Here is a 23979-nt window from a genome sequence, read left to right as displayed (position 1 = left end):
CCAGCCGCCGCCCGACTCACGACGTCGTTCGTCGTCGCGCTCACAGGCCCTCCTTCAGTGCCAGCAGACTCACCAAGTCATACGCCACGTGCGAGGCCGCCACCGAAGTGATGTCCGCGTGGTCGTAGGCAGGAGCCACCTCGACCACGTCCGCCCCCACGAGGTTCAGTCCCCGCAGCCCGCGCACGATCTCCAGCAGTTCGCGCGAGGTCATCCCGCCCGCCTCAGGCGTTCCGGTGCCGGGAGCGTGCGCCGGGTCCAGCACGTCGATGTCGATCGACACGTACAGCGGCCGATCACCGATCCGTTGCCGCAACGCGTCCACGGTCTCGTCCACACCCCGCCGCATCACGTCCGACGACGTCACGATGCCGAACCCGAGCCGCCGGTCGTCCTCCAGGTCCTTCTTGCCGTACAACGGTCCCCGCGTGCCGACGTGCGAGATCGCCTCGGTGTCGAGGATCCCGTCCTCGACCGCGCGCCGGAACGGCGTGCCGTGCGTGTACGGCTCACCGAAGTAGGTGTCCCACGTGTCGAGGTGCGCGTCGAAGTGCAGCAGCGCCACCGGCCCGTGGATCCGCGACACGGCCCGCAGCAACGGAAGCGCGATCGTGTGGTCACCGCCGATGGTGACCAGCCGAGTGCCGTCGCGCTGTAGATCAGTGGCCGCGCCCTCGATCGTCTCGATGGCCTCGCCGATGTGGAACGGGTTGACCGCGATGTCCCCGCCGTCCGCGACCTGCACGCGTTCGAACGGCGACACGTCCAGACCGGGGTTGTACGGACGCAGCAGCCGGGACGCCTCCCGCACGGCCGAGGGAGCGAACCGCGCGCCCGGCCGGTACGAGACGCCGGTGTCGAACGGGACTCCCACCACCGCGACGTCCGCGTGCGCCACCTGGTCGAGGCGCGGCAGCCGGGCGAAGGTCGCCGGACCCGCGTAACGCGGGACCTTCGAGGAGTCGACGGGGCCGATCATGCGTTCACCAGTTCCTCTTCTGTCGCGTCACCGGCCACCCGGCGGTCCCAGTTCGCGAGCACCTCGGACGAGGTGGGCGGGGTGGCCAGGCTGACCAGGACGTACGTCACGAACGACGCGCCGAGGCTGTAGTAGATGGCCTCGTTGGCGTAGACGTCCACGAACACCATGAACCCGATCGCCGTCAGGGACCCGACCGCCATCGACACCATCGCGCCGAGCCGGGTGCCGCGCTTCCACACCAGACCGCCGATGATCGCGACCAGCAGCCCGCCGACGAGGATGTTGTAGGCGACCGTCAACGCGGCCACGACGTCGTTGAGCGCCACCGCGATGGCGATCGCGACGACACCGATCACGAGCGTGAACATCCGGTTGTCGTGCACGTCCGAAGCAGCATCGCGGCCAGCCTTGGCTTTCCTGCGCCAGATGTCGTTGGACGCCACCGTGGCGCAGGCGATGAGGGCACCGGACGAGGTGGACATCATCGCGGCCAGCGCGGCGGCGAGCACGAGTCCGCGCACCCCGGTCGGCAGCAGGTTCTCCACGATCGTCGCGAACGCCTCGTCCTTGTTCGCGATGTCCGGGTACAGGGCCTTGCCCGCGAGCCCGATCAACGCGCCCGCGACCGCGTAGACCAGGCAGTAGAGGCCGGAGGTGATGCCGCCCCAGGTGGCGACCTTCGGCGACTTGGCGGTGAACACGCGCTGCCAGATGTCCTGGCCGATCAGCAGGCCGAACACGTAGATCAGCAGGTAGGTGACGATCGTGCTGACGCCGATGTTGCCGACCTCGAACATCGCCGGGTCGTTGAGCCGAGCCTGAATGCCGTCGAAGCCGCCCGCGGTGGCGAGGCTGATCGGCAGCAGCAGGAACAGGATGCCGACCGTCTTCACGACGAACTGCACGATGTCGGTCAGCGTGATCGACCACATGCCGCCGAGAACGCTGTACAGCACCACGATGCCGCCACCGATGATCACGCCGACGGACTTCGGCAGTCCGAAGAGGACGTTGAAGATGGTGGAGTACGCGATCGTCGACGTGACGGTGAGCATCAGCGTGTAGGCCGCCATCACCAGGCCGGAGATCATGCTGGAGTTGCCGCCGTACCGGAGATCGAGCATCTGCGAGACGGTGTAGACCTTCAACTTGACGATCCGGCGGGCGAAGAGTGCGCTGAGCAGCAGGATGCCGAGCCCGATGGCGAACACCATCCAGGCGCCGGAGATGCCGAACTTGTAGCCGAGCCCGACACCGCCGATGGTCGACGCGCCGCCGAGCACGACGGCCGACATGGTGCCGGAGTACATCGTGAAGCCGAGCCTGCGTCCGGCGACCAGGTACTCGCTCTTGCTGGTGGCGCGGCGCATGCCCCACCAGCCCATGCCGATCATGCCGAGCACGTAGGCGGCGATCACCGCGTAGTCGAGAGCCACTGTCGGACCTCCTTGGGTTGCAGGTCACAGTAGGAACGCGCACTGGCGCCGGTAAGTGGTCGTTGTGCACAATCGGCAGACCATGGTTGTGCAAACCGTCCCACTGAAGGATCTCGTCGCGCGAGTCGATCTCGGGCTGACCGTCCTGTGTGGAGCCGACGCGCTGGACCGGCCGATCCGCTGGGCGCACGTGTCCGAGCTGGAGGACCCGACGCCGTACCTGGTCGGCGAGGAGCTGCTGCTCACGGCCGGCGTGCGGTTCCCGTCCGACGTGCCCGCGTACGTCGCCGGGCTGGTCGCCTCCGGTGTCTCCGCGATCGGGTTCGGCGTCGAGCCGGAGTTCCCGACGGTGCCGTCGTCGCTGGTGGAGGCCTGTTCGACGCAGGGGATGCCGCTGCTGGAGGTGCCGCCGTCGACCCCGTTCCTGGCGGTCTCGCAGGCGCTCGGCACGTTGCTCGCGGAGATCGCCGTGCGGGAGCAGCGGATGCTCGCCGACAGTCAGCGCGCCCTGACCCGTGCCGCGACCCGCGTCCGTCCGGTCGAGTCGGTGCTGACCACGCTGGCCGTGGTGCTGAACTGCCAGGCCGATCTCGTCGACGTCGTGAACGCGCCCGAGGACGTCGCCTCGCTCGTCGGGCGGGTCGCGTCGGGCCGGGGACCCCGTTCGGCCTCGACCCAGGTGGGTGAAGACCACGTCACGCTCGATCCCGTCGAGTCCTCGGTGCTCGTGGTGCGCCGATCGGCCCCGCTGTCGCCTGCCGAACGGGCCGTCGTCGCGGTCGCGCTGGCGTTGCTCGGGCTGCTGCGTCGGGACCTGGAGAGCGAACGCGGCCAGATCGCCCGGCTCGCCGCCTCCGCGTTGCTGCGGGCGGAGGTGTCCGGGGTGGAGAAGGTGCTCGGACCCGGCCCCCATCGGGTGGTGGCGGGGGAGTCGAAGGCGGACTACGACGTGCTGGCGCAGCGGTACGGGCCGCTGGTGTCGAAGGAGGGCGTCGGGTTTCTGGCGCTGGTGCCCGCGGGAGTCGAGGCGTCCGGGCCGGTCGGGGTGTCCGGCCCGGTGGAGGTGTCGGGCCAGGCAGGGCCGTCGCCGGTCTCCTCTCCCGGCGACACCGCCGCTCCCGTGTCCCGGTCCGCGATCGACACGGCGGCGGCCGAGGCCACGTCGTTGCTGGCCCGTGCCAAGGCCACCGGCGAGCCCGCCTTCCCGGCGTCCGGCCTGTCCTCTCTCGTGGACCCGGTGGCGGCACGGGAGTACGCCCGCCGCGAGCTCGCGGGGCTGCTGGGCCGCCCCGAACTGATCGACACGCTGAGGGTCTGGCTCGGCCAGCACGGCAGCTGGGACCGCGCCGCGGGAGTGCTCGGCGTGCACCGCAACAGCGTTCGGCACCGAATCTCACACGTCGAACGGTTGCTCGGCCGTGATCTTGGAACGGCCGACGCGCGGGCTTCGCTGTGGCTCGCGCTGACGTGGCTCGATTAATTCCTTTGCGGTGGGTGCGCGTTCTCGGTCATCATTGTTCCATGATCCGAGCAGATGAATGGGCCGGAGCGCCCTCCAAGCTGTGACCTGCTAGTTCACTTTCTTCTATTTCTGCGAGCATTTTTGTGTCAATGCTCGTTCCTGGCGTGTTCGTCTAGTGGTCAGGACGTCGGATTCTCAATCCGGAAACACGGGTTCGATCCCCGTACGCGCTACGTGGCCCGGTCTCAGTGGGGTGGACCGGGCCCTCCCGCAGAGGTGTCCATGTCAGACGGACCCAAAGAATCTTCGAAAACTTCGCCCGAATGGTCTAGGCGCCAGTTACGCTCTGCGAATGGCTGCGGTCCCCGCCTTCGCACGCTACGAGGTCGACGTACGTCGGCCGAATGCCGCACGGATCCATGACTTCTATCTCGGTGGCGCGCACAACTACGCCGCCGACCGTGCGTTCGCCAAGCAGGCAGTCCGGATCGACCCGGAGCTGCCGCTCGTGACCCGAGCGCAGCGGTCGTTCCTGCGCCACGCCGTCCGCCACTGCTGGGCGGCGGGCGTACGCCAGTTCCTCGACCTCGGCTCGGGCATACCGACGTGCGGCGCCACGCACCAGACGCTGCCGGACGCGCGCGTTGTCTACGTGGACTCCGATGCGGTGACGGTCGCGTTCTCACGTGGACTGTTGCGCGGCGAACCGCGAGCGTGCGCGATCGAGGCGGACCTGCGCCGTCCCGACCAGGTGCTCCGGCATCCGGGCGTGTTGTCCCATCTCGACCTTCGTGAGCCGTACGCGGTGCTGATGGTCGACGTCCTGCGGTACGTCGACGACGTCACCGGACCCGGCCGCGTCGTGCGCCGCTATCGGCACGCGCTCCCGGCCGGCGGGTTCCTCGTGGTGTCGCATCCGGCGCCCGTCGAGCAGCTGATGGAAGGTCTGTCCATCGAGGCGCCCGCGGTGGTGCCGGGGGCGTACGCGGGCATCGGGCGCAAGGGGCACGGCTGACACCGAGCGTTTGGTCCCTGTGAAGGTGGGGTAGTCCGCCGGGCGACAAGACACGGAGCCTGGAGGGCGAAATGACCCACCGCATCAAGGTCGCCGGTCTGCAGCCGGTGCAGCTGCTGGCCGGACTGGCCGGCATCGCGTTCATCGTGTTCGGCGTCGTGGGCTTCACCCGCACCGGGGTCGGCGACTGGGCCGCCAACTCGTTCGTGCTCGGGTTCTCGGTGAACCCGTTGCACAACACGGTGTTCGTGGCCGTCGGCGTACTGGGCCTGCTGATGGCCCTCGGTTCGGGTCTCTCGCGGCTGTACGGCTGGCTGCTGTTCGCCGGCTTCGCCGCGCTCTTCGTGTGGGACCTGATGATCACCGGGATCCTCGCCCAGAACCCGGCGGAGCAGTACGGCAACCCGCTGGCGGTCAACGCCAACGACAACTGGCTGCACCTCGGTCTCGCCGTGTTCGGCCTGCTGCTCGCGGTCATGCCCGCGCGCCGCAAGCTGGTCGAGGACGAGGAACCGGTGGTGCCCGAGCCGCGTTCGGAGGCGTTCCGCGACGAACGGGACGGCTCGCCGCGCGTCGAGCAGATGGACCCGACCGTGAGCACCGGACCGACCGCGCCCATCACCGAGCCGATCCCGACCGGCTCGGCCCGCAAGGACGCTGCCCGCACGGAGCCGATCACCCAGGAACAGGCGGTGGTCGACCCCAAGACCGAGCGGGTCAGCAAGGACAAGATCAAGCACTGATCCCCGGACGAACCACCAGTCCGGCACAGACGCGTCGTGCGAGCCCACATACGGCTCACACGGCGCGTCTGTTTCGATGTCGCGATGCCTTCCGAGTTGCTGACCGACGAAGTGCTGATCACGTGGGGAACCGCGCTGGCCGCGTTCCTGGCCGTCGCCGTGCACGGGCTGTGGCGGCTGACCCGCAACGTCATCACCATCGCGCACGAGGGCGGGCACGCGTTGCTCGCGGTGCTCTCCGGGCGGCGGCTGAGCGGGATCAAGCTGCACTCCGACACGTCCGGCCTCACCGTGTCCCGGGGCAAGCCTCGGGGGCCTGGGATGGTGCTGACGGCGCTGGCCGGGTACGTCGCGCCGTCGTTGCTCGGGTTCGGGGCGGCAGTGCTGATCACCAACGAGCAGATCCAGCTGATGCTGTGGATCAGCATCGGGTTCCTCGCGGCCATGCTGATCATGATCCGCAACGTGTTCGGCGTGCTGTCGATCATCGTCACCGGCGGGGCGTTCTTCTTCGTGTCCTTCTACGCCTCCGCGGAGGTGCGGGACGCGGCCGCGTACGTGTTCGCCTGGTTCCTGTTGCTGGGCGGGGTCCGGCCGGTGTGGGAGTTGCAGGTCAAGCGGTGGCGGCGGCAGGCTCCCCGCTCGGACGCCGATCAGCTGGCCTGGCTGACCGGGGTGCCCGCGCTGGGATGGGTGACGGTGTTCGGGGTGGTCAGCGTGGCCGCCCTCGTGGGTGGCGGGGCGTTGTTGCTCGGGCGGTGGTGACGAGGCCTTCCGGCGGGCGCTGTCACCACTGGTTTGGCGCGGGTGAAATACTTGTGCGAACAAGCCGGTGGTGGAGAGGTGGGTTCAGTGCTGCGTGGGGATGTCGGGCTTGAGCTGGGCCAGCGGGTCGCGCGGGCGTTGCGCGTCGCCCTGGACGTGGACATCACTGCCGAGGAAGCGCTGATCCGACCGTCCAACCGGGACGGTGCCGACTATCAGTGCAACGTCGCGATGAGTCTGGCCAAGAAGATCGGGAAGAACCCGCGTGAGGTCGCCGCGCTGATCGTCGAGCACCTGGACGCCCAGGACGCCATCGAGACGCCGGAGATCGCCGGGCCCGGCTTCATCAACCTGAAGCTGCGGCGGGAGTGGCTCGAGGCGCAGGCCGCGAACCTCCTGGGAGACGACCGGCTCGGCGTGCCGAAGACCGACGAGCCCCGGCGGATCGCCATCGACTACAGCAGCCCCAACGTGGCCAAGGAGATGCACGTCGGGCACCTGCGGTCGACGATCATCGGGGACGCGTTCTGCCGGCTGCTGACGTTCGCCGGGCACGAGGTCATCCCGCACAACCACCTCGGTGACTGGGGAACCCCGTTCGGCATGCTCATCGAGCACCTGACGGACGAGGGTCAGGGCGCCGAGCACGAGATCAGCGACCTCAACGCGTTCTACCAGCAGGCCCGGCAGAAGTTCGACAGCGATCCCGGTTTCGCGGACCGGGCGCGGCGCCGGGTGGTGTTGCTGCAAGGGGGCGACGAGGCGACGCTCAAGTTGTGGCACGAGCTGGTCGGGGAGTCGCAGCGGCACTTCAACCAGATCTACGAGCTGCTCGGCATCGGGTTGTCGGCCGGGGACAACTACGGCGAGAGCTTCTACAACCCCTACCTCGCGGACACGATCACCGAGCTGCAGCAGAAGGGTCTCATCGAGACCAGCGACGGCGCGCTCTGCGTGTTCCCGCCGGGGTTCAGCAACCGCGAGGGTGACCGGCTGCCGCTCATCGTGCGCAAGAGCGACGGCGGCTACGGGTACGCCACCACGGACTTCGCGACGGTGCGGTACTGGGTGCGGGACCGGAAGGTCGACGAGCTCATCTACGTCGTCGGGACGCCGCAGTCGCAGCACTTCCAGATGATCTTCGCGACGTCCAAGCAGGCCGGCTGGCTGGACGACGCGCACACCGCCGTGCACACCGGGTTCGGCACGATCCTCGGGGCCGACGGCAAGACGATCCGGACGCGGGCCGGCGGCACGATCAAGCTGATCGACCTGCTCACCGAGGCGGTCGAGAACTCGTACAAGGTGATGCCGCCGACGTCCGAAGTGGAGGGTGAGGAGAAGGACGCGCTCGCCCGCACGATCGGGCTGGGTGCGGTCAAGTACGCGGACCTCTCCAACGACCGGGAGAAGGACTACGTCTTCACCTGGGAGAAGATGCTCGCCACCACCGGCGACACCTCGGTGTACATCCAGTACGCGAACGCCAGGATCCTGTCGATCGGGCGCAAGGTCGGGCGCGTGCCCGCCGAGAACACGCCGCTCGTGCTGCAGGAGCAGGCCGAGCGGGAGCTGGCGTTGAAGCTGCTTCAGCTGCCCACCGCGATCCAGGCGGCCATCGACGAGCTGGCCCCGCACAAGCTGACGAACTACCTGTTCGAGACGGCTACGGCGTTCTCCGCCTTCTACAACGACTGTCCCGTCGCCACGGCGGAGACGCAGGAGCTGCAGGACTCGCGGCTGCACCTGCTCACGCTGACGTCGCGGGTGCTCACGCTCGGACTGTCACTTCTGGGTATCGGGGCACCCGAACGGCTGTAGCAGGTTTATCCCTGGTCAGACCACGGGTACGCAGTGATCGCAACTCTTTCCCCCAGCCCACCGGGAGTCGCGATGACCTGCACCACCCGTTTGCCCAAGCCGGTCACCGAGGTGTGGGACTGGCAGATGGACGGTCTGTGCCGCGGGCAGAACAGCGCCGTCTTCTTCCACCCCGACAACGAGCGCGGCTACGCGCGAGCGGCTCGGGAGGAGAAGGCCAAGGCGATCTGTGGGGCCTGCCCCGTGCTGGCACAATGCCGCTCCCACGCGCTCGAGGCTCAGGAGCCGTACGGCGTGTGGGGCGGCATGGGGGAGGACGAACGGCGCCAGATCGTCGTCGCGGCCCGGCGCCGTGTCCGTGCCTACTCCTCCAGCACGTCCCTGAGCTGACGCAACGTCTTCGCGAGCAGACGCGAGACGTGCATCTGGGAGATGCCGACCTTCTGCGCGATCTGGGTCTGGGTCATGTTGCCGAAGAAGCGCATGACCACGATCTTGCGTTCGCGCTCGGGCAGCTTCTCCAGCAACGGGTGCAGCGCCTCGCGTTGTTCGATCATCGCGATCTCGGGATCTTCCTCGCCGATCGTGCTGCCCAGCGAGATCGACGAGTCCTCCGACATCAGCATGTCGTCCAAAGACGCGCTCTGGTAAGCGTTTCCGGCCGCGAGTCCTTCGTGGATCTCCTCGCGTGACAGGCCCAGGTGCTCGGCGAGCTCCGACGGCGTGGGCGCGCGGCCCAGCGACTGCGAGAGCCTCGACGTGCCCGCGTTGATCGCCAGGTGCAGCTCCTTGAGCCGCCTCGGCATCCGCACCGACCAGCTGGAGTCGCGGAAGTACTTCCGGACCTCACCCATGATCGTCGGCACCGCGAACGACAGGAAGTCGCTGCCGCGGTCGGGGTCGAAGCGGTCGACCGCGTTGATCAGCCCCACCGTCGCGACCTGCACCAGGTCCTCGTGCGGCTCGCCGCGGTGGCCGAATCTGCGTGCGATGTGCTGGGCCACCGGGAGGTGTTCGGTGACGAGCCTGTCCCGCAACGTCTCGCGCGCCGGGCCGGCGGCGGTGACCGCGAGCTCGGCGAACAGCGGAGCCAGGTGGTCGTAGTCACCGGAGCGGGAGGACTTGGCCTCCGGCTTGGTCTCCTCCGTCTTGGTGGCCTCTTCCGCCCCGGTCACGCATCCACCGCCCCTGCCGTGGACTTCACGAGGTCGATGTGAACCACGAACCCTTCGGTCTCCTCGACTCTGGTCTGCACCGAGTCGACGAGCGCGGTCAGCACCCGCCAGCCGAAGCTGGCCTCGTCCGGGCCGGCCGCGGACTTCGCCGACACCTTCGCGGCGACGTGCACGGCACCCTTGTCGTCCACCGCGAAGTGACAGCTGAGCACCGCGTCCTGGGCCGCCAGCGTGATCAACGTCGAGCACGTCTCGTCCACGGCGAGCTTCAGGTCCTCGATCGAGTCGAGGTCGAAGTCCTGCCGCATCGCGATGTCCGCCGCGACCGCACGCACGATGGACAGCTGCGTGGGATCCGCCGCCATCCGAAGCTCGACGCCTGACAATTGAGTCACAGCCACCTCGTAGTCCGTTCTGCTGAAGGCGGGCACGTCTCCGTACCCGAATCGATCTCGTTTCACACGTGTATTAGCGCCGTGGCCTGGGAAGTCACCTGGCAGAAGCAATCAACGGGAGGGGCGCTGTGCTTGTGCACGAGGACTTCCTTGCCCTCAGATTCCCGGCAGACGCGCACGAGGTGGCGCCAGTGCGGCACCAGCTTCGCCAGTGGCTGCAAGGAACCGGCTTCGGCGAGGACGAGACCGGCGACCTCGTTCTCGCGGTCAGTGAAGCGGTCAGCAACTCCGTGGAACACGCCTACCCCGGCCCGGCGGGCGGCACCATCGAGGTGCGTGCCCGCGTCGACGCGGACGGCGCGGCGCGCGTCGACGTGGCCGACCACGGCCAGTGGCGCGTACCGCCTCCCGCGCTGACCACGCGGGGACGGGGACTTCTGCTCATGCGGGAAAGCGTGGACGAGGTCGAGATAGACCGCAGAGCGAGCGGCACCACCGTGCGCCTGCGTCGAGCCCGTTCGCCCGCACTGCCCGTGGCCCGGGCCACGCCTGAATGCGACATCCAGGTCCACGAGACCTCCTCCGGCGTAGTAGCGGTGGTGCGCGGAAACGTGCCGGCCGAGGCGGGCCCGTCGTTGCGTCGCACGTTGATCACCGCCGCGCGCGGCGGCACCGTGCCGCTGACCGTCGACCTCGGCGGGCTCGGCGTCGAGAAGAGCGGAGTGGAACAGGCTCTCCGCGACGTCGCCGAGGCGCTCACAGCCGCGGGGAACCGCCTCACCGTGAGGACGCGTTAGCCGAGGGCCGAGTCGACGGAGTCGTGCAGGCTGAAGACCTCGCCCAGTCCAGTGGCCTCCAACGGGCGCGTCACCGCCCGCGCGGTCGCCACCACCTTGAGGGCGGCGTTCTCTCGCTGGGCCAGCCGAGCGGCCTCCACGAGCACCGCCAGACCGGCGGAGCCGAGGAACGTCACGCCCGTCATGTCCACCACGAAGGTGCCGCCGTCGCCGATGCCGTTGACCAGGGCGTCGCGCAGCGTGGGCGCGGACACCATGTCGACCTCGCCGGACACGGCGAGGACCGTGGCACCGGGTGCCGGCTGCCTCACCGACAGCGCGATGGTCTGCTCCGCACGCGGGTCCTGCACAGTCACCGATGTACTCCCTCTCGCGATACAGGAACAAGGGGAGCCGCCAACGCAGCGGCTCCTGTGCGGCTGCTGGCTCAACCGCTGCGGACACCACCGTACGGGAGTGACCGCTCGACAGGACAGATCGAGCTATCCGTACCCGGACAATGGTCGGTTCAAACGCGCAGCGCCTCCCAAAGTCTTCGCGCCACGTCGAACGCGGCGGCCGGCGGCTCGACGACCTCCTCCGCGCTGTCCTCCAGCGTCCCGCCCACGACCAGCACCAATGCGGTGGCCACGTCCCGCAGCTTCACGTTGGCGTGCTGGCTCGCCCGCACCAGCAGTTCGAACGCCTCGCCGGGCGCGCTCGGCCGCGCTCCCATCACCAGGCCCTTCGCCTGTTCGATGTAGCGGCGGTGCTGGACCATCCGCACCATCTGGTCGGCGCGCATCACCTCGCCCGCGCAGAACTCGACCACCGCCGCTGCGGTCGCGATGAGCGGTTCGATCTCCTCGATGGCCTTCAGATCCGCGACCTGGGGCGAGTGCGAGAGGTACACGGTGAGCACCACCGGCCCGCTGTCCCCCCAGCTGCCCGGCACCGCGACCACGTCCATGCCGCCGACCTTGCCGGACACCTGCCGCTCGTCGCGCGAGGCCTCGACGAGCGGTCCCGCGCCGCTGGTCAGTTGCTCGGCGTCCAGCTCCACGGCGACCCCGAGGGCCTTCAGCAACTTGCCGTCCGGCCACACGCTCAGGCCCACGCCTTCGCAGCCGTCGAGCTGCGAGCACAGATGATCCATCACCCGCGAAATGAGTTCCGCACCGAATTTCACCTGGTTCACGCGCTGAGATTAGGCCCGGCCGATGAACTGGACGAGCCGTGCGGTCATCGTCGTACGACGAACGGTTGCGCAGGCAAAGACCCCGTCTTCCGTTCCGCTTCGGGCCCGAACAGCTCGGCGCGCGGTTCGATCCAGTTAACGCTTAGGACCCAAACAGGACACGTGTTCTGAACCACAGTCCGACAGAATTCGTTTCCAGGGATAACGCCGGAGCCCCGGTGCGCGACATCCCTGATGTCACGGAGGGACTGAAATGAGAACCGCCATGGAAACCCAGCCGATGCAGGACGCGGACTGCGATTCCGCTCTGCCGACCACGCCGTGCAGCGTGGTGTGGAGCCGGGGTCACGCCTACGTGCTCGAGGGTTTCCGCGCTCGCTGGGTGGGCCGCGACGACCGGGGCCGCCCGCACGCCATCACCGGTGCCGAGATGCAGCGCCGAGGATGGACGTTCACCCGGACAGCCTGAGATTTACCTGTAGGAAACGAACTAGGGATCGAACACAGGGCACCACCCGCAACCAGTCGCACCGCGTGCCGTGACGCCATCCGGCAGCCCTTGCGCAGTCACTCGTTTAGAGTGCGGGTGTGCGTGATCCGGCTGATCGCCTGCTGACGATTCCGAACCTGCTCAGCGTGTTGCGGCTGGCCGGTGTTCCGCTCTTCCTGTACCTGTTGCTGGGACCCCGCGAGGACGGCTGGGCGCTGCTCATCCTCGTCTTCGCGGGCTTCTCCGACTGGCTGGACGGCAAGCTCGCCCGCTGGCTCAACCAGATGAGCAACCTCGGCGCGCTGCTCGATCCCGCCGCCGACCGCCTCTACGTGTTCTGCACGCTGCTGGCGTTCGTGATCAGGGACATCGTTCCGCTGTGGATCGCCCTCGTGCTCGTGGGGCGAGAGGTCGTCGTCGGCATCTGCCTGCTGATCCTGCGGCAACGGGGCTGGGGCCCGTTCGAGGTGACGTACCTGGGCAAGGCCGCGACCTTCAACCTGCTGTACGCCTTCCCCCTGCTGCTGCTCGCGCAGGGCGACTCGGCGTGGGCGCAGGCCGCCCAGCCCGTCGCCTACGCGTTCACGGTGTGGGGCGGGGCGCTCTACCTGTGGTCGGCGCTGCTGTACGTCTACCAGTTCTTCCTGGCCCTGCGGGGTACACCTCGCACGGTCGCGTGAAAAGATCACCCCATACAGGTTCAGCACGAGGAGCGCAGTCAGTTGATTCCCGAGGAGCTTCGTTACACCGAGGAGCACGAGTGGGTCGCCGCAACCGGCGAGAACACAGTGCGCGTCGGCATCACCGACTACGCCCAGGAACAGCTCGGTGACGTCGTCTTCGTCCAGCTGCCCGAGGTCGGTCACACCGTGGCGGCCGGCGACACGTTCGGCGAGGTCGAGTCCACCAAGAGCGTGTCCGACCTCTACTCGCCGCTCGACGGTGAGGTCGTCGCCATCAACGACGCGTTGGTCCAGACGCCGGACTCCGTCAACACCGATCCGTACGGCGAGGGCTGGATGGTCGAGATCAGGCTGAACGACCCCGAGGCGCTGGAAGGCCTGCTGGACGCGGAGGCGTACAAGGCGTTGGTGGAGAAGGAGTGACGTCGATCTTTCGCCGGATCTTCGGCCGGAAGGGGAGCCGCGCTGAAGGCGGTGACCCCAACGCGATAGGTTTTACCGGAAGTGACGGATCCAGCAGCAGGAGGAGAGCTCAGGTGAGCACGAACGACGGCCCAGGCGTTCCGCCGGAGCAGTCCCCGGAGCGGACCTCCGTCTTCCGGGCGGACTTCCTCCAGGAGATGGAAGGCACCCCCGCCCCGGAGCCGGCTGTTGCCGGTGTTGACGCCCTTCCCGCCGGTTCCGCGCTGCTCGTGGTGAAGCGCGGCCCGAACGCCGGTTCCCGGTTCTTGCTGGACCGTGACACGACGAGTGCGGGGCGCCACCCCGACAGCGACATCTTCCTGGACGACGTGACGGTCTCGCGCCGCCACGCCGAGTTCCGCCGGGAGAGCGGTGAGTTCGTCGTGATCGACGTGGGCAGCCTCAACGGCACCTACGTCAACCGTGAGCCGGTCGACCAGGCCGTCCTCGCGAACGGCGACGAGGTTCAGATCGGCAAGTTCCGTCTCGTCTTCCTGACGGGTCCTGGCTCCGCGGGAGCCTGACGCGTGACGGCCGGGCGGCCACAACGCGGGGGCTCGAGCATCGGGGCTGTGCTCGCACAGCTTCGTCCCGAGTTCCCCGACGTCACCATCTCCAAGATCCGCTTCCTGGAAGCGGAGGGGCTGGTCCGCCCGGCACGCACCGCCTCCGGCTACCGCCAGTTCAGCGTGGCGGACGTCGAGAGGTTGCGGTTCGTGCTGTCCGCACAACGAGACAGGTACCTGCCGCTCAAAGTGATCCGCGAGCAGCTCGACTCCGTCCCCGAGGACGCCACGTCGCTGTCGCGGATCGATCTGCTGTCCCAGACCGGTTTCAGCGCCGAACAGCTGTCCCAGCTGGAGCGCGACGGTCTGCTGCGCGCCGGCCCAGGCGGCCGGTTCACCACCGAGGACATCACCGCGCTCCGCACGATCCGGACGATGACCGGGCTCGGCGTCGAGCGCGAGCACCTGCGCGCGGTCCGTGCGGCAGCCGATCACGAGGTCGTCGTGCTGAAGTCTTTCTCAGATCCCGAGACGGTTCGGGAATTGGCTGACCTGTTCACCTCGTTGCACACGTTGTTGGTGAGAGCGGGTCTGCGGCAATCATCTTGATCACTTTCTACCCGCAACAATTGAGCACACGGCCCGCTTGGCGGGTAGCGTCGAACGCATACGCCGGGGGATGCTCGGAGACGAACCGGGTACTCCCCAACGAGTCAGAGGGAGGCGAGACCCGATGAGTGAGATGCGCGTCGTGGGCGTCCGGGTGGAGCTGCCCCAGAACCAGCCGATCCTCCTGCTCCGTGAAACCGAGGGTGAGCGGTACCTGCCGATCTGGATCGGCTCCGTCGAGGCCACGGCGATCGCACTCGAACAACAGGGTGTCCGCCCTGCCCGTCCGCTCACGCATGACCTCCTCAAGGACGTCATCGGGGCACTGGGACGCAACCTCGAACAGGTGCGGATCACCGACCTCCAGGAGGGCACCTTCTTCGCCGAGCTCGTGTTCGACGGCGACGTGCGGGTGTCCGCGCGGCCGTCCGACTCGGTGGCGCTGGCGTTGCGGGTCGGCGTGCCGATCCACGCGGAGGAGTCCGTGCTGGCAGAGGCGGGCCTCATCATCCCGGACGAGCAGGAGGACGAGGTGGAGAAGTTCCGCGAGTTCCTCGACTCCGTCTCCCCGGAAGACTTCCGAGGTGCCGACACCTGAGTTTTCGGGGGTGTCGCACTCCGTCTCGTATGGACCGTGAGTCAGTTCGTTTGGATGTCCCTCGATCGGACTACTTACGGTCGTTTTATTCGCTAAACGATCACTAAACGTCACCTGAACGTCCCGGTTCGGGTGACGGTATGACTCTCCACTTGAGGTTGAGGGTCGCAACTCCCCGCGCGTCGCGTTGACCTGCCCTCGGACCGGTCCTACCGTCGAACTCGAGTGGACGTCGCTGGTTCGCGCGAGCTGACGTAGCGGCTTGACGGTCATGAGTTTCGTGGCCGTTCCGAGGGGAGGCAGGCGTGGTCGAGGAAGCGCCCTTGAGGGCCGAATCCGGGCTGCAGGGTGAACTGTTCCCGGACTCCTCGCTGCCGGACGAGCTCGTCGGTTACCGAGGACCCGCGGCATGTCAGATCGCGGGGATCACGTACCGGCAGCTCGACTACTGGGCAAGGACCGGGCTGGTCGCGCCGACGATAAGGATGGCGCACGGCTCCGGGAGCCAGAGGCTGTACTCCTTCAAGGACATCCTGGTGCTCAAGGTCGTGAAGCGGCTGCTGGACACCGGTGTCTCCTTGCAGAACATCAGGGTCGCGGTCGACCACCTGCGCCGCCGCGGCGTGCAGGACCTGGCGCGCATCACGCTGTTCTCCGACGGCACCACCGTCTACGAGTGCACCTCGCCGGAAGAGGTCGTCGATCTGCTGCAGGGTGGTCAGGGCGTGTTCGGCATCGCGGTCAGCGGTGCGATGCGCGAGATCTCCGGCACTATCCACGAGTTCCCGGCCGAACGTGCGGACGGCGTCGAGATCGCTCCGATGACCGAGGACGAGCTGACCCGCCGGCGTCGCGAGCGCGCCACCGGCTGACCGGCCCGATGATCGTGGCCGACCGGCGGTTCCACGTGGCCGGTCGGCAGCAGCGATCAGACCTCACCGATCCCTAGCGTCTCCGGTATGACGATCACCCCCTCCTATCAGGTCGTGAAGGTGCTGGAAGCGGCGGCGCAGCGCGCGTTGCGGCTGGAGTTCGGCTTCCTCGGCACCGAGAACCTGCTGATCTCGCTGATCGACACCATCGGGCCCGGCCGCAAGCTCGGCGTGAAGTCGCTGCGGGCCCAGGCGATGGCGCGGGGGTCCGAGCACTGGGCCGACGACGACGGTGGCGTCGTTCCCGAGGCTCATCCGGACGTCACGGCGTTGATGAACGTCGCCTGCGACCGCCTGCTCATCGAGACTTCGCCGTCCGTCAGCCGCGCGCTGGAGGAGTGTCTGCTCGCGGCGGCCGCGCAGGCCGGCGACGGCGTGCTGACCACGACCCACCTCTCCCTCGCGTTGCTGGAGCAGGGTTCCGGACGTGCCGCTGACCTGTTCGTGCTGCGCGGAGTGGACGTCGAGGTGACGGCCGCCGCTGTGCGAGCCGATGCCGCGCGGCCCCACGCGGAGGTCGAGGAAGCGCCCGCCGTGCGGTTGCTGCGCAAGGCGGGAGCGTTGGAAGGGGAGTCCGGCGGCGGGTACGTGCGCTGGCTGGTGCGCTGGGTCGCGCGCGGTCAGGGGCTGGGCGGGCCGGTGCTGACCGTCGTGCGCAACGAGGCCGGACGGCTGGCGGCCGCCGCGAGACGAGACGTCTCGTCCCGGGATCTGGTGGCCGCGGTGCTGACGGTCGACCACCAGCTGACGGTGGCGGGCCGGAGGCTGAAGCCGGAGTTCGAGTCCGGTGGCGCGGCGGCGTTGCGCGAGGCGGGGATCGAGCTGGCCGCGTTGCCCGTCGGCGGCGGCAAGGTGGAGCGTGCGATGGAACGGGCGAAGCTCGTCGCGGCCCGGCGCGGAGACGCCGTCGTGGGCACCCAGCACCTGCTCGTGGCGTTGCGCGACGACCCCGCGGACCCGTTGTCCGGGGCGCTGTCCGGTCTTGGCACTGAGATGTAGGTCGCCTCCCTGACGACTAGCGGGGCTGCCTGCGGGTATTCTTCTCGGGTAGTCGCTGAACTCAGGCGGGAGAGACCGGGCCCCGAGCCCGGCGCCGAAGGAGCAAGTCCCTCCCCGGGAACCTCTCAGGCATCCAGGACCGCCGAGCGAGACGCCTCTGGAAAGTGGATCACCAGGTGTTTTCTGGGGATCCCGCCGACGGTGAAAGCCCATCCTGACCGGTGGGTGAACCTCTCAGGCGCCCTTCGGGGTACGGACAGAGCGGGGAGGGCACCAGGACACGTGTGCCCGCAGCCCCCCGGAGGCGTTTGATGACGCAGGACCGCATTCCGCTCGCCGCTCTCGAGCACGGCACCCCGTTCGCCGACCGCCACGTCGGTCCGCGCCCCGCCGAACTCGCGCGCATCCTCGACGTCATCGGCGTCGGGTCGCTCGAGGAGCTGGCGCAGCACGCGGTGCCTTCGTCGATCCACGAACGCGACCTCGTGCTGGATCTGCCCGCCCCGGCCACCGAGACCGAGGCGCTCGCGGAGCTGCGTGAGCTCGCGTCGCGCAACCGCCCGATGACGCAGATGATCGGCCTCGGCTACTACGACACCGTGACGCCGGGCGTGATCCTGCGCAACGTGCTGGAGTCGCCCGCCTGGTACACCGCCTACACGCCGTACCAGCCGGAGATCTCGCAGGGCCGTCTCGAGGCGCTGCTGAACTTCCAGACCATGGTCGGCGACCTGACCGGCCTGCCGGTGGCGAACGCGTCCATGCTGGACGAGTCGACCGCCGCCGCCGAGGCGATGACTCTGGTGCGCCGCGCCGGCAAGTCCAAGTCGAACAAGTTCGTCATCGACTCCGACACGCTGCCGCAGACGCTGGCCGTCATCGAGACGCGCGCCGAGCCGCTGGGCATCGAGATCGTCGTCGCCGACCTGTCGCAGGGCATCGAGGGCCTCGGCCTGGGCGGCGACTTCTACGGCGTGCTGCTGTCCTACCCCGGCGCCTCCGGTGTCGTGCGCGACCAGGCCGCGTTGATCGAGGAGATCCACGCCGCCGGCGCGCAGGCCGTCGTCGTCGCCGACCTGCTGTCGCTGACGCTGCTGCGCGCGCCGGGCGAGATCGGCGCGGACGTCGTCGTCGGCACCACGCAGCGCTTCGGCGTGCCGATCGGCTTCGGTGGCCCGCACGCCGGCTACATGGCCGTCCGGTCCGGTCTGGAGCGTCAGCTGCCCGGCCGTCTCGTCGGTGTCTCCGTCGACTCCGACGGCTCGCTGGCCTACCGCCTCGCGTTGCAGACGCGTGAGCAGCACATCCGCCGTGAGAAGGCCACGTCGAACATCTGCACCGCGCAGGTGCTGCTGGCCGTGATCGCGTCCATGTACGCCGTCTACCACGGCCCCGAGGGCCTGCGGTCGATCGCGACCCGCGTGCACCGCCTGGCCACCGTGCTCGCCACGGGCCTGTGCGAGGCCGGTCTCGACGTCGTGCACGGCGAGTTCTTCGACACCGTCCAGGTCCGCGTCGAGGGCCAGGCCGCCGCCGTCGTCGAGAAGGCCCGTGAGGCCGGCATCAACCTGCGTCAGGTCGACGCCGACGTCGTGGCAATCGCTTGCGACGAGAAGACCACGCGCGCGCACATCGTCGCCGTGTGGGAAGCCTTCGGTGTCACCGGGTCCGATGTGGACGCGATCGACGCCGACACCGCCGACGGCATCCCGGCCGACCTGCGCCGCACCTCGGACTACCTGACCCACCCGGTCTTCCACGCGCACCGCTCCGAGACCGCGCTGCTGCGCTACCTGCGCGCGTTGTCCGACAAGGACGTCGCGCTCGACCGCAGCATGATCCCGCTCGGTTCGTGCACGATGAAGCTGAACGCCACCGCGGAGATGGAGTCCATCACGTGGCCGGAGTTCTCGACGCTGCACCCGTTCGCGCCCGTCGAGGACGCCGCCGGTCTGCTGAAGATCGTGTCCGACCTGGAGGCGTGGCTCGCCGAGGTCACCGGCTACGACGCGGTGTCGTTGCAGCCCAACGCCGGTTCGCAGGGTGAGTTCGCCGGTCTGCTGGCGATCCGCGCCTACCACCGCGCCAACGGCAACGCCGACCGCGACGTCTGCCTGATCCCGTCGTCCGCGCACGGCACCAACGCCGCGTCCGCCGTCATGGCCGGCATGCGCGTCGTCGTCGTGAAGTGCGACGACAAGGGCAACATCGACATGGGCCACCTGCGTTCGACGGTCGCCGAGCACGCCGACGACCTCGCCGCGATCATGATCACCTACCCGTCGACCCACGGCGTGTACGAGGACACCGTCCGCGAGGTCTGCGGCCTGGTCCACGACGCCGGCGGCCAGGTGTACGTCGACGGCGCGAACCTCAACGCGTTGATCGGCCTGGCCCGCTACGGCAAGTTCGGCTCGGACGTCTCGCACCTGAACCTGCACAAGACGTTCTGCATCCCGCACGGCGGCGGTGGCCCCGGTGTCGGCCCGATCGGCGTGAAGTCCCACCTCGCCCCGTTCCTGCCGAACCACCCGCTCCAGCCGACCGCGGGCCCGGCCACGGGCGTCGGCCCGATCTCGGGCGCCCCGTGGGGTTCCGCGTCGATCCTGCCGATCTCGTGGGCGTACGTGCGCATGATGGGCGGCGACGGCCTGCGCCGCGCGACCCTGACCGCCGTGGCCGCCGCGAACTACGTGGCCCGCCGCCTCGACGAGCACTACCCGGTCCTCTACACCGGCGAGGGCGGCTTCGTGGCCCACGAGTGCATCCTCGACCTGCGCCCGATCACCAAGGCCACCGGCGTGACGGTGGACGACGTGGCCAAGCGCCTCGCCGACTACGGCCTGCATGCCCCGACCATGTCGTTCCCGGTCGCCGGCACGCTGATGGTCGAGCCGACCGAGTCCGAGGACCTGGCCGAGATCGACAGGTTCATCGACGCCATGATCGCCATCAAGCACGAGATCGACCGCGTCGGCGCCGGTGACTGGCCCGTCGAGGACAACCCGCTGCGCAACGCCCCGCACACCGCGGCCTGCGTGACCGTCGGCGAGTGGAACCACCCGTACACCCGCGAGGAGGCCGTCTACCCGGCCGGTACCGGTGCTCCGAAGATCTGGCCGCCCGTCCGCCGCATCGACGGCGCGAAGGGCGACCGCAACCTGGTCTGCTCCTGCCCGCCGCTCTCGGCGTACGGCAGCTGATCTGGCTGGAGGAAGAACGGGCGCACTCGGGGGTGCGCCCGTTCTTTCACGCTCCGACGGGGCAGGTGTCGTCGCCGCAGTTCTCGTCGGTGCTGATTCCCGGCTTGTTCAGGTCGTGCTCGAACGCGAAGTGGAAGCAGTCGGGATGCATCCGCTCGAACAGCTCGAAGTCTTCCCGTTCCAGCTCCACCGTCTCGCCACACCGCTGACACGTCTGCTCTTCTGACACTCGCAAATGGTCTCACCCGCGCCGTGCGAACAGGACCGCGCCGTCGGTGCCCAGCAACCACTGCGCCTCCACGGTGAACCCGGCCTCTCGCAGCCACTCCGCCACCCGCTCGGGTTGCCGCAGGTGAACGTGCACGCGCATCGGATGCCCGCCGTAGCCCTGCGTCTTGAGGTTCGTGCGGTCGCCGACGTGAAAGCCCAGCTGCAGCAGCCCGTCCGGCCGCAACGCCTCCCGGAAGTGCCCGAACACCACGGGAACGAGGTCGTCCGGCACGTGGATCAACGACCACCAGGCGAGGATCCCGCCGACCTCCTGGCCGAGCGGCTCGGTCATCGACCCCACCTCGAACCGCAGCCCGGGGTGGTTCTCCCGCGCGAGCGCGATCATCGCGGGGGAGAGGTCGATCCCGAACGCGTCCACCCCGAGCCCGTGCAGCAGCGCCGTGACGTCACCAGGCCCGCAGCCGACGTCCGCCACGGGCCCGCGCACCTCCTCGGCGAACAGCCGCAGCGCCGCCCGCAGGTGTGGCAGGCCGTCGAGCAGCCCACGCGTGTAGCCCGCGTAGCTGACCGCCACCGTGTCGTAGGAGTCCCGCGTGTCCGCCAGCCAGTCGCTCACGCGGCCAGAAGCTACTCCTCGAACGGCTCCGGCCGGTGCCGTCCGAACAACGCCAGCGAGGAGATCCACACGTCCGGATCGCCGTCCCAGTCCAACGCCTTGATCTGGTCGGCCGACCGCCGCCCGCCGATGGCCCGCAGCAGCTCGAACGACGTCGTCCGCAACGTCCCGGCGGGCTCGCCGTGCCCGAGCACCCGGTCGCCGTGCTCCAGCGTGATCCGCAACGCCGGCACGTCGTTGTCCCGCATCCGCTGGTCGAGCTGCTGCAACGGTTTCACCAGCGCTGCCCGCACCTCGACACCGTCCCGATCGCCCGGAACCCCCAGCGCCGCACGGAGATCGTGCTCGTGCGCGATCACCTCGGACACGAGGACCGGCCCCATCGGCGTGTCGAACAACGGCTGGACCAGTGCGAGGTTCGCGTCCCACTCGGCGAAGGCGTCCTCCAGGGAGTTGTCGCGGCGGTCGCGCACCTGCCGTTCGCCCCACTCACCCGATTCCACGCCGTCGAACCGGCGGTCCGCGAAGTCGCGCAGACCGCCGGCGAGGTGCGCCACCACGTCCTTGACCGACCAGCCGGGCGTCGCCGCCACGGGTGTCAGCGGGTCACCGCCGTCGACCAGCGAGGTGATCCGGGTCTTGGCCGCGTCGTAGATGGGGGCGTTGGTCATCGTCAGACCTCGTACTCCAGGGTGTAGGTGCCGCTGCCATCCTCCGCCCAGTCCACCGTCACCGCACCTCGCGCGTTCAGGTACTTCCCGGTGCCGTCGACGATCTCGATGACGGCCTCCACAGAGGACCGGTACGCGCCGACGTGCCGCAGCACCAGCGTGCCCTCGTCCGCCACGATCTCCTCCAGCGCGGTCGTCCACGCCACGTCGTCGCCGTAGTACATGAGGTACCGGCAGCTTCCGACGCCGCTGACGTCGCCCGCGTAGCCGAACTGGACGTGCGCCTCGGTCAGCTTGCGTCCCTCGACCTCCTTGTAGGACCGGCCGTCCCAGGTCTTCTCGTCCCAGCTCTTCACTTCGATGGTTCCGGTTGCCTTCATGAGGACCACTCTGCTGGCAATTCCTGACAGATCGTGTCAGGTTTGGTGAATGAAATCCGGCAGGCTCCTCCAGGTCCTCCTGCTCCTGCAGTCCAGGGGCCGGATGACGGCCGACGAGCTGGCGTCCGAACTGGAGGTCTCGCCGCGCACGATCTACCGCGACGTCGAGGCCCTCTCGGCCTCCGGCATCCCGATCTACGCCGACCGCGGCCCGGCCGGCGGCTACCAGCTGATCGACGGCTACCGCACCCGGCTGACCGGCCTGACGACCGGCGAGGCGCAGTCGCTGTTCCTCGCCGGGCTCCCCGGACCGGCCGAAGCGCTGGGGCTGAAGGAGTTCGCGGCCGCCGCCCAGCTCAAGCTCCTCGCCGCGCTGCCGTCCGAGCTGCGGGACCGGGCCGACCAGATCCGTCAGCGGTTCCACCTCGACACCCCGACGTGGTTCCGCGGCGACGAACCGACCGAGCACCTCGCCGCGATCGCCGACGCCGTGTGGGAGCAACGCCGCGTGCGGATGACCTACCAGCGTTGGGGCAACCAGACCGTCGAACGCGAGGTCGACCCGTACGGTCTCGTGCTGAAGGCGGGCACCTGGTACTTCGTCGGCAGCGGCCGCACCTACCGCGTCTCGCGCGTGCTGTCCTTTCAGGCCACACCGGACTCCTTCGAACGTCCCAAGGACTTCGACCTCGCGCAGTACTGGGCCGAGTGGTCCGAGCAGTTCGAGGCCCGCATGTACGGCGAGCGCGTCACGGTCCGCATGACCCGCTCCGGCCTCGACAAGTCCCAGTACCTGCTCAGCGGCTACCAGGCACGAGTCATTCGAGACGCCGCGCCCGAACCTGGACAGGAGTTCGGCTTCCCCACGGAGTCACACCGGCACGTTGTGGCTGACCTGCTCAAATTCGGCGCGGACGTGGAAGTGCTGGCACCAAACGAGGTGAGACACGAACTCGTCGAAACAATCAAGGCGATGCACGACGTCTACAACGATGCGAAGCTACCCGCATGGTTCCGCTGATCTCGTTGAACAACGGAGTACGGATCCCGCAACTCGGCTTCGGCGTCTACCAGGTGCCGGAGCAGCAGGTGGCCGGCGCGGTCACGACCGCCATCGAGGCCGGCTACCGCAGCATCGACACCGCTGCCGCCTACGGAAACGAGTCCGGTGTCGGCGACGCCATCGCCGGCGTCCCCGACCTGTTCATCACGACCAAGCTGTGGAACGCCGACCAGGGCCACGACTCCACGCTGCGCGCCTTCGACGAGAGCATGCGCCGCCTGCGCCGCGACGTGCTCGACCTCTACCTCATCCACTGGCCGACACCCAAGCGCGACCTGTACGCCGACACGTGGCGTGCGTTGGAACGGCTCTACGCCGATGGCCGCGTGCGCGCGATCGGCGTGTCGAACTTTCACACCGCGCACCTGCAGCGCCTGTTCGACGAGTTCCCGACCACGCCGGCGGTGAACCAGATCGAGCTGCATCCGTTGCTGCAACAGGAAGAGATGCGCAAGGTGCACGTGACGCACCGCATCGTCACCGAGGCGTGGTCGCCGCTGGCGCAGGGCGGCGCGTTGCTGCGCGAGCCCGACATCGCCGGTCTCGCCGAGAAGTACGGCAAGACGCCGGCCCAGATCGTGCTGCGCTGGCACGTCCAGCTCGGCATCGTCGTGATCCCGAAGTCCGTCACGCCCTACCGGGTCAAGGAGAACATCGACATCTTCGACTTCGAGCTGGCCCAGGACGACATGCTGGTGATCACCGAGCTCGACAACGGCACCCGCACCGGCCCGGACCCCGACCGCTTCAACGCCGCTTAGACGACGA

Annotated in this window: 28 protein-coding genes, 1 tRNA gene and 2 riboswitches; of the genes, 19 read left to right on the top strand and 10 right to left on the bottom strand. The window is 68.7% G+C overall.

The genetic code is table 11. From position 1 onward, the window contains the following. Positions 1-40 precede the first annotated feature (40 nt). Positions 41-979, bottom strand: coding sequence for an agmatinase (gene speB / locus BM417_RS38515; RefSeq protein ID WP_093604743.1), 939 nt, complete (start codon positions 977-979; stop codon positions 41-43). Then, positions 976-2418: a sodium:solute symporter gene (locus BM417_RS38510; protein WP_093604741.1), complete on the bottom strand. Its 1443-nt coding sequence runs from the start codon at positions 2416-2418 to the stop codon at positions 976-978. The genes speB and BM417_RS38510 overlap by 4 nt, the downstream gene beginning before the upstream one ends. A gap of 82 nt (positions 2419-2500) precedes the next feature. Here BM417_RS38510 and BM417_RS38505 point away from each other — a divergent pair, with 82 nt between their 5' ends. The 7 genes from BM417_RS38505 (at position 2501) to BM417_RS38475 (ending at position 8614) form a co-directional block, all read left to right on the top strand. Then, positions 2501-3898, top strand: a complete 1398-nt coding sequence (locus BM417_RS38505; protein WP_143138987.1) for a PucR family transcriptional regulator — start codon at positions 2501-2503, stop codon at positions 3896-3898. 143 nt (positions 3899-4041) lie between these two features. Further along, positions 4042-4113 (top strand) — tRNA-Glu (locus tag BM417_RS38500). A 119-nt stretch (positions 4114-4232) separates the two neighbouring features. Beyond that, positions 4233-4895, top strand: a complete 663-nt coding sequence (locus BM417_RS38495; RefSeq protein WP_093604737.1) for an SAM-dependent methyltransferase — start codon at positions 4233-4235, stop codon at positions 4893-4895. A gap of 71 nt (positions 4896-4966) precedes the next feature. After that, entirely contained in the window at positions 4967-5638 is a 672-nt protein-coding gene (locus BM417_RS38490) for a DUF4383 domain-containing protein (protein WP_093604735.1), read from the top strand. Between the two features lie 84 nt (positions 5639-5722). Further along, on the top strand, positions 5723-6403 hold the full coding sequence (locus BM417_RS38485) for a M50 family metallopeptidase (protein ID WP_093604733.1): 681 nt from the start codon (positions 5723-5725) through the stop codon (positions 6401-6403). 87 nt (positions 6404-6490) lie between these two features. Further along, a complete protein-coding gene (argS, locus tag BM417_RS38480; RefSeq protein WP_093604732.1) occupies positions 6491-8224 on the top strand; it encodes an arginine--tRNA ligase in 1734 nt (577 codons plus the stop codon). A 72-nt stretch (positions 8225-8296) separates the two neighbouring features. Continuing rightward, on the top strand, positions 8297-8614 hold the full coding sequence (locus BM417_RS38475; protein WP_093604730.1) for a WhiB family transcriptional regulator: 318 nt from the start codon (positions 8297-8299) through the stop codon (positions 8612-8614). Here the strand turns inward: BM417_RS38475 and BM417_RS38470 are convergent. After that, on the bottom strand, positions 8587-9399 hold the full coding sequence (locus BM417_RS38470) for a SigB/SigF/SigG family RNA polymerase sigma factor (RefSeq protein WP_093604728.1): 813 nt from the start codon (positions 9397-9399) through the stop codon (positions 8587-8589). The two genes, BM417_RS38475 and BM417_RS38470, sit on opposite strands and share 28 nt — an antisense overlap. After that, positions 9396-9794 (bottom strand): ATP-binding protein, encoded by a 399-nt coding sequence (locus BM417_RS38465; RefSeq protein ID WP_245822553.1) that lies wholly within the window; start codon positions 9792-9794, stop codon positions 9396-9398. The genes BM417_RS38470 and BM417_RS38465 overlap by 4 nt, the downstream gene beginning before the upstream one ends. 191 nt (positions 9795-9985) lie before the next feature. On the opposite strand from BM417_RS38465, the gene BM417_RS38460 reads away from it, so the two are divergent. Next, on the top strand, positions 9986-10591 hold the full coding sequence (locus BM417_RS38460; protein ID WP_177320842.1) for an ATP-binding protein: 606 nt from the start codon (positions 9986-9988) through the stop codon (positions 10589-10591). On the opposite strand, the gene BM417_RS38455 is transcribed toward BM417_RS38460, so the two are convergent. Further along, positions 10588-10947: an STAS domain-containing protein gene (locus tag BM417_RS38455; RefSeq protein ID WP_245822551.1), complete on the bottom strand. Its 360-nt coding sequence runs from the start codon at positions 10945-10947 to the stop codon at positions 10588-10590. The genes BM417_RS38460 and BM417_RS38455 overlap by 4 nt on opposite strands. Before the next feature lie 152 nt (positions 10948-11099). Next, on the bottom strand, positions 11100-11768 hold the full coding sequence (locus BM417_RS38450; protein WP_143138986.1) for an ANTAR domain-containing protein: 669 nt from the start codon (positions 11766-11768) through the stop codon (positions 11100-11102). A 253-nt stretch (positions 11769-12021) separates the two neighbouring features. Here BM417_RS38450 and BM417_RS38445 point away from each other — a divergent pair, with 253 nt between their 5' ends. The 9 genes from BM417_RS38445 to gcvP all read left to right on the top strand — a co-directional run bounded on the left by BM417_RS38445 (position 12022) and on the right by gcvP (position 20250). Beyond that, the gene (locus BM417_RS38445) at positions 12022-12237 is read left to right on the top strand and encodes a hypothetical protein (protein ID WP_245822549.1); all 216 of its coding nucleotides are present in this window, start codon (positions 12022-12024) and stop codon (positions 12235-12237) included. A gap of 119 nt (positions 12238-12356) precedes the next feature. Next, complete coding sequence (locus BM417_RS38440) at positions 12357-12938, top strand: CDP-alcohol phosphatidyltransferase family protein (protein WP_093604720.1); 582 nt, start codon at positions 12357-12359, stop codon at positions 12936-12938. Positions 12939-12980: 42 nt separating this feature from the next. Continuing rightward, positions 12981-13364 carry a glycine cleavage system protein GcvH gene (gene gcvH, locus BM417_RS38435; protein WP_093604718.1) on the top strand — a complete coding sequence of 128 codons (384 nt, stop codon included), beginning with the start codon at positions 12981-12983 and terminating at the stop codon, positions 13362-13364. 113 nt (positions 13365-13477) lie between these two features. After that, positions 13478-13927: a glycogen accumulation regulator GarA gene (gene garA / locus BM417_RS38430; protein ID WP_093604716.1), complete on the top strand. Its 450-nt coding sequence runs from the start codon at positions 13478-13480 to the stop codon at positions 13925-13927. 48 nt (positions 13928-13975) lie between these two features. Next, positions 13976-14518: a MerR family transcriptional regulator gene (locus BM417_RS38425; RefSeq protein ID WP_093604714.1), complete on the top strand. Its 543-nt coding sequence runs from the start codon at positions 13976-13978 to the stop codon at positions 14516-14518. A 124-nt stretch (positions 14519-14642) separates the two neighbouring features. Then, the gene (locus tag BM417_RS38420) at positions 14643-15116 is read left to right on the top strand and encodes a bifunctional nuclease family protein (protein ID WP_030468959.1); all 474 of its coding nucleotides are present in this window, start codon (positions 14643-14645) and stop codon (positions 15114-15116) included. A gap of 305 nt (positions 15117-15421) precedes the next feature. Next, the gene (locus BM417_RS38415; protein WP_030476305.1) at positions 15422-15988 is read left to right on the top strand and encodes a MerR family transcriptional regulator; all 567 of its coding nucleotides are present in this window, start codon (positions 15422-15424) and stop codon (positions 15986-15988) included. Positions 15989-16075: 87 nt separating this feature from the next. After that, positions 16076-17047, top strand: a complete 972-nt coding sequence (locus tag BM417_RS38410; protein ID WP_093604712.1) for a Clp protease N-terminal domain-containing protein — start codon at positions 16076-16078, stop codon at positions 17045-17047. A gap of 56 nt (positions 17048-17103) precedes the next feature. Continuing rightward, a riboswitch (glycine riboswitch) is annotated at positions 17104-17199 on the top strand. A 3-nt stretch (positions 17200-17202) separates the two neighbouring features. Continuing rightward, positions 17203-17309: riboswitch (glycine riboswitch) on the top strand. Between the two features lie 49 nt (positions 17310-17358). Continuing rightward, the gene (gcvP, locus tag BM417_RS38405; RefSeq protein WP_093604710.1) at positions 17359-20250 is read left to right on the top strand and encodes an aminomethyl-transferring glycine dehydrogenase; all 2892 of its coding nucleotides are present in this window, start codon (positions 17359-17361) and stop codon (positions 20248-20250) included. A 46-nt stretch (positions 20251-20296) separates the two neighbouring features. On the opposite strand, the gene BM417_RS47250 is transcribed toward gcvP, so the two are convergent. Genes BM417_RS47250 through BM417_RS38390 form a run of 4 tightly spaced genes read right to left on the bottom strand, consistent with a single transcriptional unit; the run spans position 20297 to position 22148 of the window. Next, positions 20297-20479 (bottom strand): hypothetical protein, encoded by a 183-nt coding sequence (locus tag BM417_RS47250; protein ID WP_143138985.1) that lies wholly within the window; start codon positions 20477-20479, stop codon positions 20297-20299. A gap of 12 nt (positions 20480-20491) precedes the next feature. Next, positions 20492-21097: a class I SAM-dependent methyltransferase gene (locus BM417_RS38400; protein ID WP_093604708.1), complete on the bottom strand. Its 606-nt coding sequence runs from the start codon at positions 21095-21097 to the stop codon at positions 20492-20494. A gap of 11 nt (positions 21098-21108) precedes the next feature. Beyond that, positions 21109-21768: a maleylpyruvate isomerase family mycothiol-dependent enzyme gene (locus BM417_RS38395; RefSeq protein WP_093604706.1), complete on the bottom strand. Its 660-nt coding sequence runs from the start codon at positions 21766-21768 to the stop codon at positions 21109-21111. A gap of 2 nt (positions 21769-21770) precedes the next feature. Continuing rightward, entirely contained in the window at positions 21771-22148 is a 378-nt protein-coding gene (locus tag BM417_RS38390; protein ID WP_093604704.1) for a DUF3224 domain-containing protein, read from the bottom strand. A 49-nt stretch (positions 22149-22197) separates the two neighbouring features. On the opposite strand from BM417_RS38390, the gene BM417_RS38385 reads away from it, so the two are divergent. Next, positions 22198-23169, top strand: a complete 972-nt coding sequence (locus tag BM417_RS38385) for a helix-turn-helix transcriptional regulator (RefSeq protein ID WP_093604702.1) — start codon at positions 22198-22200, stop codon at positions 23167-23169. Further along, positions 23157-23972 (top strand): aldo/keto reductase, encoded by an 816-nt coding sequence (locus BM417_RS38380; protein ID WP_093604700.1) that lies wholly within the window; start codon positions 23157-23159, stop codon positions 23970-23972. Before BM417_RS38385 ends, BM417_RS38380 begins: the two co-directional genes overlap by 13 nt. Positions 23973-23979 lie beyond the last annotated feature (7 nt).

This window comes from Lentzea waywayandensis, from assembly GCF_900115955.1.
GTDB classification, from domain to species: Bacteria; Actinomycetota; Actinomycetes; order Mycobacteriales; family Pseudonocardiaceae; genus Lentzea; species Lentzea waywayandensis.
This window is presented reverse-complemented; position numbering and strand designations above follow the sequence as displayed.

Coding starts and splice junctions, on each gene's coding strand:
- speB (WP_093604743.1), bottom strand. CDS start 979: ATGATCGGCCCCGTCGACTCCTCGAAGGTCCCGCGTTACGCGGGTCCG.
- BM417_RS38505 (WP_143138987.1), top strand. CDS start 2,501: ATGGTTGTGCAAACCGTCCCACTGAAGGATCTCGTCGCGCGAGTCGAT.
- BM417_RS38495 (WP_093604737.1), top strand. CDS start 4,233: ATGGCTGCGGTCCCCGCCTTCGCACGCTACGAGGTCGACGTACGTCGG.
- BM417_RS38490 (WP_093604735.1), top strand. CDS start 4,967: ATGACCCACCGCATCAAGGTCGCCGGTCTGCAGCCGGTGCAGCTGCTG.
- BM417_RS38485 (WP_093604733.1), top strand. CDS start 5,723: ATGCCTTCCGAGTTGCTGACCGACGAAGTGCTGATCACGTGGGGAACC.
- BM417_RS38475 (WP_093604730.1), top strand. CDS start 8,297: ATGACCTGCACCACCCGTTTGCCCAAGCCGGTCACCGAGGTGTGGGAC.
- BM417_RS38445 (WP_245822549.1), top strand. CDS start 12,022: ATGAGAACCGCCATGGAAACCCAGCCGATGCAGGACGCGGACTGCGAT.
- BM417_RS38420 (WP_030468959.1), top strand. CDS start 14,643: ATGAGTGAGATGCGCGTCGTGGGCGTCCGGGTGGAGCTGCCCCAGAAC.
- BM417_RS38410 (WP_093604712.1), top strand. CDS start 16,076: ATGACGATCACCCCCTCCTATCAGGTCGTGAAGGTGCTGGAAGCGGCG.
- gcvP (WP_093604710.1), top strand. CDS start 17,359: ATGACGCAGGACCGCATTCCGCTCGCCGCTCTCGAGCACGGCACCCCG.
- BM417_RS38395 (WP_093604706.1), bottom strand. CDS start 21,768: ATGACCAACGCCCCCATCTACGACGCGGCCAAGACCCGGATCACCTCG.
- BM417_RS38390 (WP_093604704.1), bottom strand. CDS start 22,148: ATGAAGGCAACCGGAACCATCGAAGTGAAGAGCTGGGACGAGAAGACC.
- BM417_RS38385 (WP_093604702.1), top strand. CDS start 22,198: ATGAAATCCGGCAGGCTCCTCCAGGTCCTCCTGCTCCTGCAGTCCAGG.
- BM417_RS38380 (WP_093604700.1), top strand. CDS start 23,157: ATGGTTCCGCTGATCTCGTTGAACAACGGAGTACGGATCCCGCAACTC.